Origin of the sequence: Desulfurella multipotens (genome assembly GCF_900101285.1) — a bacterium.
GTDB classification, from domain to species: Bacteria; Campylobacterota_A; Desulfurellia; order Desulfurellales; family Desulfurellaceae; genus Desulfurella; species Desulfurella acetivorans.
This window is the reverse complement of record NZ_FMYU01000005.1, coordinates 136,636-144,644: the sequence shown is the minus strand read 5'-3', so window position 1 is coordinate 144,644 and position 8,009 is coordinate 136,636. Positions and strand designations below refer to the sequence as shown.

9 protein-coding genes are annotated in these 8,009 nt (G+C 30.1%); all 9 read right to left on the bottom strand.

Translation table 11 applies throughout. The features are described 5' to 3' along the window. Window positions 1-1,289: TolC family protein (locus BLQ93_RS04440; RefSeq protein WP_092128454.1), on the bottom strand; the 1,289-nt coding region annotated here is incomplete at its 3' end. A gap of 67 nt (window positions 1,290-1,356) precedes the next feature. After that, window positions 1,357-2,736 carry an amino acid permease gene (locus tag BLQ93_RS04435; RefSeq protein ID WP_092128452.1) on the bottom strand — a complete coding sequence of 460 codons (1,380 nt, stop codon included), beginning with the start codon at window positions 2,734-2,736 and terminating at the stop codon, window positions 1,357-1,359. 59 nt (window positions 2,737-2,795) lie between these two features. Next, window positions 2,796-3,515 carry a sigma-70 family RNA polymerase sigma factor gene (locus BLQ93_RS04430; protein ID WP_025391973.1) on the bottom strand — a complete coding sequence of 240 codons (720 nt, stop codon included), beginning with the start codon at window positions 3,513-3,515 and terminating at the stop codon, window positions 2,796-2,798. 6 nt (window positions 3,516-3,521) lie between these two features. Continuing rightward, entirely contained in the window at window positions 3,522-3,740 is a 219-nt protein-coding gene (locus BLQ93_RS04425; RefSeq protein ID WP_025391972.1) for a hypothetical protein, read from the bottom strand. Beyond that, on the bottom strand, window positions 3,724-5,724 hold the full coding sequence (gene ligA, locus BLQ93_RS04420; RefSeq protein ID WP_092128450.1) for an NAD-dependent DNA ligase LigA: 2,001 nt from the start codon (window positions 5,722-5,724) through the stop codon (window positions 3,724-3,726). The genes BLQ93_RS04425 and ligA overlap by 17 nt, the downstream gene beginning before the upstream one ends. Further along, a complete protein-coding gene (locus BLQ93_RS04415) occupies window positions 5,721-6,272 on the bottom strand; it encodes a 50S ribosomal protein L11 methyltransferase (protein ID WP_025391970.1) in 552 nt (183 codons plus the stop codon). The genes ligA and BLQ93_RS04415 overlap by 4 nt, the downstream gene beginning before the upstream one ends. Next, on the bottom strand, window positions 6,259-6,957 hold the full coding sequence (locus BLQ93_RS04410; protein ID WP_025391969.1) for a UDP-2,3-diacylglucosamine diphosphatase: 699 nt from the start codon (window positions 6,955-6,957) through the stop codon (window positions 6,259-6,261). Before BLQ93_RS04410 ends, BLQ93_RS04415 begins: the two co-directional genes overlap by 14 nt. Beyond that, the gene (locus tag BLQ93_RS04405; RefSeq protein ID WP_025391968.1) at window positions 6,954-7,406 is read right to left on the bottom strand and encodes a DUF2062 domain-containing protein; all 453 of its coding nucleotides are present in this window, start codon (window positions 7,404-7,406) and stop codon (window positions 6,954-6,956) included. Before BLQ93_RS04405 ends, BLQ93_RS04410 begins: the two co-directional genes overlap by 4 nt. Then, complete coding sequence (locus BLQ93_RS09740; RefSeq protein WP_092128448.1) at window positions 7,372-8,007, bottom strand: J domain-containing protein; 636 nt, start codon at window positions 8,005-8,007, stop codon at window positions 7,372-7,374. The genes BLQ93_RS04405 and BLQ93_RS09740 overlap by 35 nt, the downstream gene beginning before the upstream one ends. Window positions 8,008-8,009 lie beyond the last annotated feature (2 nt).

Below are 8,009 nucleotides of genomic sequence, written 5' to 3'. Positions count from 1 at the left end.
TCATCTGTTTTACCAACAGCATTTGCAAGTTTTTCCAAAGCTATGCAGTAACCGTAGATAGCTCCATAGTAGTTAGCTTCAGCCTGCGTTAGAAGCGCTCTTGCATCAAGTATGTCTGTTGAAGTTGCAAGCTGGTTTAAGTAGCGCTCGTTGGTTAGTTTATAGTTTTCGTTTGCTTGAGCAAGTGCAGTTTGGGCTACAGATATATTGTGGTATGCTACCTGAGCCTGGTCATATGCGTTAAGTATTTGAGTTTTGGATTGTGTTTTGAGGTTATTTAGCTCATTTTGCAGGGCTATTTCTTGTAGTTTTGCAGCCTGGACATCGTTTTTGGTTTTACCCCAGTCAAATACATCCCAGTTTGCTATGATGTTTAAGCTGTATATAGAGTTATCTGAGTATGGGTTATTGCTCATATCAAGGTTTTGACCATTTCTGTTGTAGTTTGCTCTTAGTTGTAGCTGTGGGTAATAGCCAGACTTTACCATACCTACCTGTGCATTAGCCTTCTGGATTGCATAGCTTAGAGCTTTTATATCCGGGCGGTTGTCTATTTGGGCATAGAGTGAGTCAAGTGGTGTTTTTAAATCCACCACATCTGCTACCTGTTCAAATGTATGTGTTTTATCTATGGGTTCATTTAGCAATTGGTTTAGCTGAGCTATTGCATCTGTAAGGTTTGAGTAGGCTTGTTTTAGCTCTTGCTTTGCATTTGAGTAAGCTACTTCTGATTTTAGTAAATCTACCTTTGGTATAAGACCCTGTTTGTAAAAGCTTTGAGCGTCTTTTAGGTGTGATTCATACTGAGCAACTGCAAGTTGTCTTGTTTCCAGCATCTTTTGGTTGTACAATACATTAAAGTAAGCTATTTTTGCATTTGTTATAACCTGGTTTCTTATAACCTCTAAGTTTGCTTTTGAAAATGCTTCATCATACTTTGCATACTTGTACTTATTAATTAAATAAAAGCCTGTAAAAATTGGCTGTGTTATGGTTACATTCCACTGGTAGTTATTGTTTGAGCCCATAATCATCTTATTTCCATTAACAATCTGGTATGGTGGTTCATCAAGCCTTGTATATGAGTAACTTGTAGATAGATTTGGCAGAAAACTTTTAAAAGCACTTTGCTTTAATTCTTTGGAAGACTCATAAAGAGATTCGTACTGTTTTATCTGGTAGTTATTGTTTGAGCTTAAAGTCTGGACTTCACTCAAAGATAAAGCAAATGCAGTATTTGCAAACAAAGCTAAAATGGATATAGAAAGCAGGGTTTTTTTAAGGTGCATGGATACCTCCTTTGCGCATTAATCGAGTGTTTAGTTTATATTTTTATAAAGCCTATGTCAAGCTATTTTACGTACTGCTTTTTTTGTTTAATCCAAACAAATAGTATGCTGCAATAAGCAAACCAAACCATGGAAAAGCTACATACAAAGCAATTCTGCCATCTGGCATAAATGCCATAACTATAATTACCATAATCAAAAAGGCAATACCCAAAATATTTAAAAACGGATAAAATGGTAGGCGATATTTAGGCAATTCACTTTTTTCTAAGGAACCTCTAAACTTCATATGCATTATAAGTATAAGAAGCCAGACATACAATGCCCCTGTGGTAGCAACACTTGTTATAATTGTGAATACTTGTTTAGGTATAAAATAATTTAATATTACACCAATTAACATTACTATCGAAGAAAAAATAATGCCTATGTATGGTACTTTATTATTGCTTAACTTTGAAAAACTTGAAGGGGCATTTTTTTGAAGTGAAAGAGAATAAAGCATTCGTCCAGTTGAAAATAAACCACCATTTGTGCTGGAAAGCGCTGCAGTTATAACAACAAAATTTATAATACTTGCAGCTTTTGCTATACCCAGTTTTGAGAAACTTTCTACAAAAGGGCTTCCAAATGTGCCGATTTTAAACCATGGATATATTGATAATATTACAATCATTGGTAAAGCATAAAATAAAATTATTCTGTATATAACTTTATCAATTGCTGAAGGTAAAGTTACATTTGGATCATGAGCTTCTCCTGCAGTAACTGCTACAATTTCTATACCTAAATACGCATACACTACTATAATAAGCGAAAACAAAAAACCTTTTAATCCATTAGGAAAAAAACCACCATACTTATACAAATTACTAAATCCAGTAGGAATTCCGTGATTACCAAACCCAAAAAAGATTATAAAAGCCCCTACTACAATAAAAAACAGAATTGTAACTATTTTAATTATAGAAAACCAGAATTCTGTTTCTCCATAAACTTTTACTGCAACTAGATTTAAAAGCGTTATCAATATAACGGATATGAGTGCAGGAATCCATTGAGGTACACTTGGAAACCAAAAAGTAACATAAATGCCAACGGCAGTTATTTCTGCCATAACTGTAACCGTCCACATAAACCAATAAGTCCACCCTGTTATATAACCAGCCATTGGTCCTAATATGTGATCAGCCCAGGCACTAAAGCTTCCAGATACAGGATACACTACTGCAATTTCACCAAGTGCTCTTAAAACAATAAAAACAACCAATCCTACCAAAATATAAGACAAGATTAATGATGGTCCTGTAAATTTTATGCCTGTTGCAGAACCTAAAAATAAACCAACGCCAATAGCAGAACCCAAAGCAATAAGCTGGATGTGCCTATTTTTTAAATCTCTTTTTAGATTTTCTTTTAAGAAATTTTCATCCATTTGTTTTGACATGATCCCCTTCTAATATTAGATAATTTTTACTATAAATTTATTATTGTGTCAAATTTTAATTAATATTTTGTATATTCTTGTTCAATTAAATGTTTTAGCTTTATTATGGCATTCGTTTTAATCTGAGATACTCTGCTTTGAGTTTTTTTAATAATTTGTGCAATTTCTTTTACGCTAAAATCCTCATAATAATACATCGATAACACATCAAGTTCTATTTTTGAAAGTTTACTTAAAGCTTTTGTTAACATATTAATTTGTTCGCTTTCTTCTAAAATGTTTATTGCTGATTTTGAATTTTTATCTTCAATAGATTCTTGTAAACTAATTTCGTCTTCTAACATTTCATCAAGGCTTACAATATCTAAATTTGATACTTCAAGCATTGTTTTATGATATTCTTTCATTGTCATACCTGCTTTTGCTGCAATGCTTTTTTCTGATGCATCAAAAATATTTTCTTTTAAAAATTCTTTATGTGCTTTAGAAATGCTTTTTAATTTATCTCTTGTGTATCGTGAAACTACATCTACACTACGCAGCTTATCAAGTATTGCACCCTTTGCTTTTAATAAAGCATATTTGTAGAAAGCTTTTTCATCTTTTGTAGTATCAATATTTTCAAATGCTTTTAAAAGTCCAATCATTCCAACCTGAACAAAATCATCTTCATCATAAGATTCTGGCATTTTTACAACAATTTTTCTGACCATCCTTTTAACAATAGGGTAGAAATATTTAATTTGCTCGTCATTAAAACTTACATTATTAAAACCCATAAAATATTAAATGCTATTTTGATTACTTTTATCTGAATTTGAAATGTAATTAAATATCGTCGCCACTACTATGCCAAACATATAAAAGCTTATTGAAGTAACTATTATTTTCAATGTAGAATAAAAAAAATCACTACTTAAATACACAAATATCAAACAACTAACAATAAATGCTATTATACCAAATAAAGACCCAAACCACTTTGGATCAATCTCGTGATTCATTTCCAACCAACTTTAAAAACTCTTCTTCACTTATAGTTGTAATACCAAATTTTTTAGCTTTTTCAAGCTTACTACCGGCTTTTTCACCAACAACCAGATAATCTATGTCTTTTGATACGTTATCTTTAACTATACCACCAAGATTTTCTACCATTTCTTTTGCTTTACTTCTTGGAATATTTAAAGCGCCAGTAAATACAAATGTTTTGTTTTGCAATTTTGCAGAACTTTTAGTATCAATAAAGCTAATATGCTTAAGCAGATTTTTAACAGTATTTACGTTTCTTTGTTCTTTAAAAAAATTTACCACACTTTGAGCTATTTCTGGACCTATTCCATCTATTTGCATCAATTTTTCCTCATTTTTGAGCTCAATTAACTCTTCAAGTTTAAAATTAAGAGCAAGTTTACTTGCCACAAATTCTCCCACATGCTTTATGCCAAGTGCATATAAAAATCTAGCAAAAGTTGTTCTTTTACTTTTTTGAATATTTTCAAGTATCTTTTTTGCAAGCTTTGAGCCCATCCGATCTAATTTCAATAATTTGTCTTCATCAAGATTGTAAATATCGCTTACACTTTCAATAATTTTTTTGTCTACAAGTTGTTGTATAATTTTATCACCAAGACCTTCTATATTCATAGCATTTTTTTGTGCAAAGTGTTTAATTGATTCAACAATGCGTGCCCTGCAATCTATATTTGGACACACCAAATATGCGCCTTCTTCTTGTAATAAAGAATTACATTCAGGACAGTTTGTAGGTTTTTTAATCTGTATTTCTTTACCAGTTCTTTTCTCTTTTATACTTGCTACAACTTCAGGTATTACATCTCCGGCTCTTTGAACAAACACATGATCACCAATTCTTATATCTTTTTTGAACAATTCATCAAATGTATGAAGGCTTGCTCGTGATATTGTTACACCACCAATTTTTACAGGTTTTAGGATTGCAACTGGCGTAACAATTCCAGTTCTTCCAACATTAAAAATTATATTTTCTACAACTGTGGTAGATTGCATTGGAGGAAATTTAAAAGCTATTGCCCATTTTGGATATTTACTGGTGTAACCCAATTTTTCCTGCAACAAAAAATCATCAACTTTAAAAACCATACCATCTATTTCATATGGTAAATCCTGCCTTGCTTTTAAAAATGTTTGACGATAATCTATAGCTTCAAAAATATTTTTACAAAATCTATTTAATTCGCTAACTGGTAGACCAAGTTCTTTTAGGATCTGAAGGCTTTGTGTCTGTGTTTTGGGAATTTGATAGTTTTCAATACCTCTAATATAATAAACAAAAACTTTTAAGTTTCTTTTAGCAGTTTCTTTTGGGTCCAATTGCTTTAGAGAACCTGCTGCTGCATTTCTTGGATTTGCAAAAAGCGGCAAACCCATTTCTTCTCTGTATTCATTAATCTTTTTAAATTCTTCTTTTGTTAATATAACTTCACCTTGGACATCTAAAAAACTAGGTGGATTATCAACAAGCAAAATAAGCGGTAAATTTTTTATTGTTTTTATGTTTTTTGTTATATCTTCACCAATTATACCATCGCCTCTTGTAGAAGCAACTTTGAGCTTACCATTTTCATAAACTATATTTACTGATACACCGTCAAATTTTGGTTCAACACTATAAGCTATATCTTCTTCTATTCCTAAATTACGCTTTATTCTTTTATCAAATTCTATTACTTCTTCTTCGCTAAAAGCATCTTCTAAAGAATACATTCTGTACTTGTGTTCAACTTTTTCAAATTTTTCTGAAATATCAGAGCCTACTTTCTGTGTTGGCGAATTTTCATCGAAAAATTGTGGATATTGTTTTTCTAAATTTATAAGCTCTCTCATTAGCATGTCGTATTCACTATCAGAAATCACAGGTTTGTTTAGTACATAATAATAATAATTGTGACGGTTAATATCCCGCCTTAATTGTTCAATCCTTTTTTTTGCTTCTTCTTCATTCATTTTTTTAACACCATTGTAACATAATCTTCCAAAAACATAGTTTTTAGTGTTTCATAGCCCAATTTAGTAAATTCGTTTCTTATTTCAAAATTATATTCATAATTTATACCAGAAGCAATAAGTAAACCGCCTTTATTCAATAAATCATCAATTTTTTTAATATTGGATAAAATTATACTTGAGTATATATTTGCAAATATAACATCAAATGTTGATTTTATAGCATCGATAGTTGAGCATACAGTGTATATTTTGTTTAAGCGGTTATATTGAGCGTTTTCTTTTAAATTTATGCAAGCCTCAAGGCTAATGTCAAAGCACACAGCCAATTTTGCACCTTTTTTTAGACTTGCAAAGCTTAAAATGCCTGTACCTGAGCCTACATCAAGCACTTTTTTACCATGCAAATCTATTTTTGAAATAATCTCTAAACAGCTTTTTGTAGTTTCATGTTCTCCACTTCCAAATGCATTACAGTTTAGAATTATTGGTATTGCGTTAGGTTTAATATTATAGATTTCAAAATTTCCAGCTTCAACTATTTTCACTTTGGTATCGCCTGATTTTTATAGTCTTATCAAATTCAACATATGTAAAATTTTCACAAAAATCACCAATATTGACATATATTCCATTATTTATTTGTTTTAGCACAGGGTTGTGAGTATGTGCGAATAATACAAAGTCAAATCCTTTTTTAATTAGATTTTGGGCAAATTCTTCTAAGGCAGCATCTGTTCTTCTTAAAGTTTTGTTTTTTAAGTTTTTTTTGCTTATTTTTGATGCAATATTTGCTAATTTAAGCAAAAAAACAGGTGATATCAAATTTATAAGCATTAGAGTAAAACGATTTTTAAGGATATTGCGAAACATTAGATAAGCTTTATCCTTTTTATCAATACAATCACCATGTTCAATATAAAATAATTTTGAATCAATATTTTCTATTAACTCTTTTTTAACAACCTCAATTTTTGGTAAAAATTTTTTTATTGCTTCAAGCCTGTATTCGTGGTTTCCTTCAAATAAGTAAACTTTTTTTTCCTCAGATATCTTTTTAAGTAGGCTAATGAGCTTAATATGCTGACAAAACAAAAATTCATAACCATAGTAAAATTCAAATAAATCGCCAACTATGTATATTCTATCGTATTGCTTGTATATTGTATCTAAAAAAACCAAAAATTCCTCATTACCTTTATAATGTATGTCTGATAAAAAAAGTGCTTTCATGCGATCTCATTTACTTCATTTTTTATTTTTTTTCGTTTTTCCAATACAAATTTTACAATAAAATAAAAAAATACAGAAACTGGTATTGCAATTATTATGCTCCCAAACCATGTTATTAGGTAAATATGCAAACCTTTATGTAGCAAAAAATCAATTGAAAAGTTATTAATTACATTCAATTTAGTATTTAATAATAAAGCACCAATTTTATATGATAATGCATAAACAAACACAGTTGTCCAAGGATTGTTTAAAAGTGTACCGATTATTATAGATATTTTGTTTAGCTGAAACAAAAAAGCAATAATAATAGCCAGTATTGTATGAAATCCAAACGTTGGCGTTATAGATATAAATACCCCTATTGCAAATGAAAGAGCAATTTTTTTTGGCGTATCGTTTAGAGTAAACAGTTTATGGAGTAGCTTTTTTATTTTTTTTGCTCCCAAAACCTGATAATAGTTTTTCTATAAGTGTTTGTTTCTTTTCAAATTCATTAAGTCTATTTAAAGCAATTTTATTATTTGGTTCCCACTCTAAAATTTCTTTATATACTTTTTTTGCTGTATTTTTTAAACCAATTTTTTCATAGCAGTTTGCAAGTCCAAGTAAAGCATCTACATTATAGTTTTCCTGCTCTAATGTTTTTCTAAAATAATCAATAGCCTGTTTGTAGTAGCCCTTTGCCATATATGCTTTTGCAAAAAGAAAATAAATTTTGGCATTTTCATGATTTTTTTGAAGTATTTTTAATGTATTTAACGCATTGTCTATTTCGTTTTTATTTAAGAAATCTTCTGCTTTAAAAAGAAGGTATTTTGCATAATCACTGTCAATTTGTGTTGTAAATACGTTTTGCGTTTTTTGATGTGAATTTTTAATCTGGTTATATGCATTTGTAATATCTTGAAAAATGCTTGACAAATATAGTTTTTCTTCTTCGTTTTTTGCTAAATCAGGGTGATATTTTTTAGCTAACTGTCTGTATGCTTTAATTACATCATCTATACTTGCATCATTTGTTAAACCTAAAACTTTATAAGGATCCATTG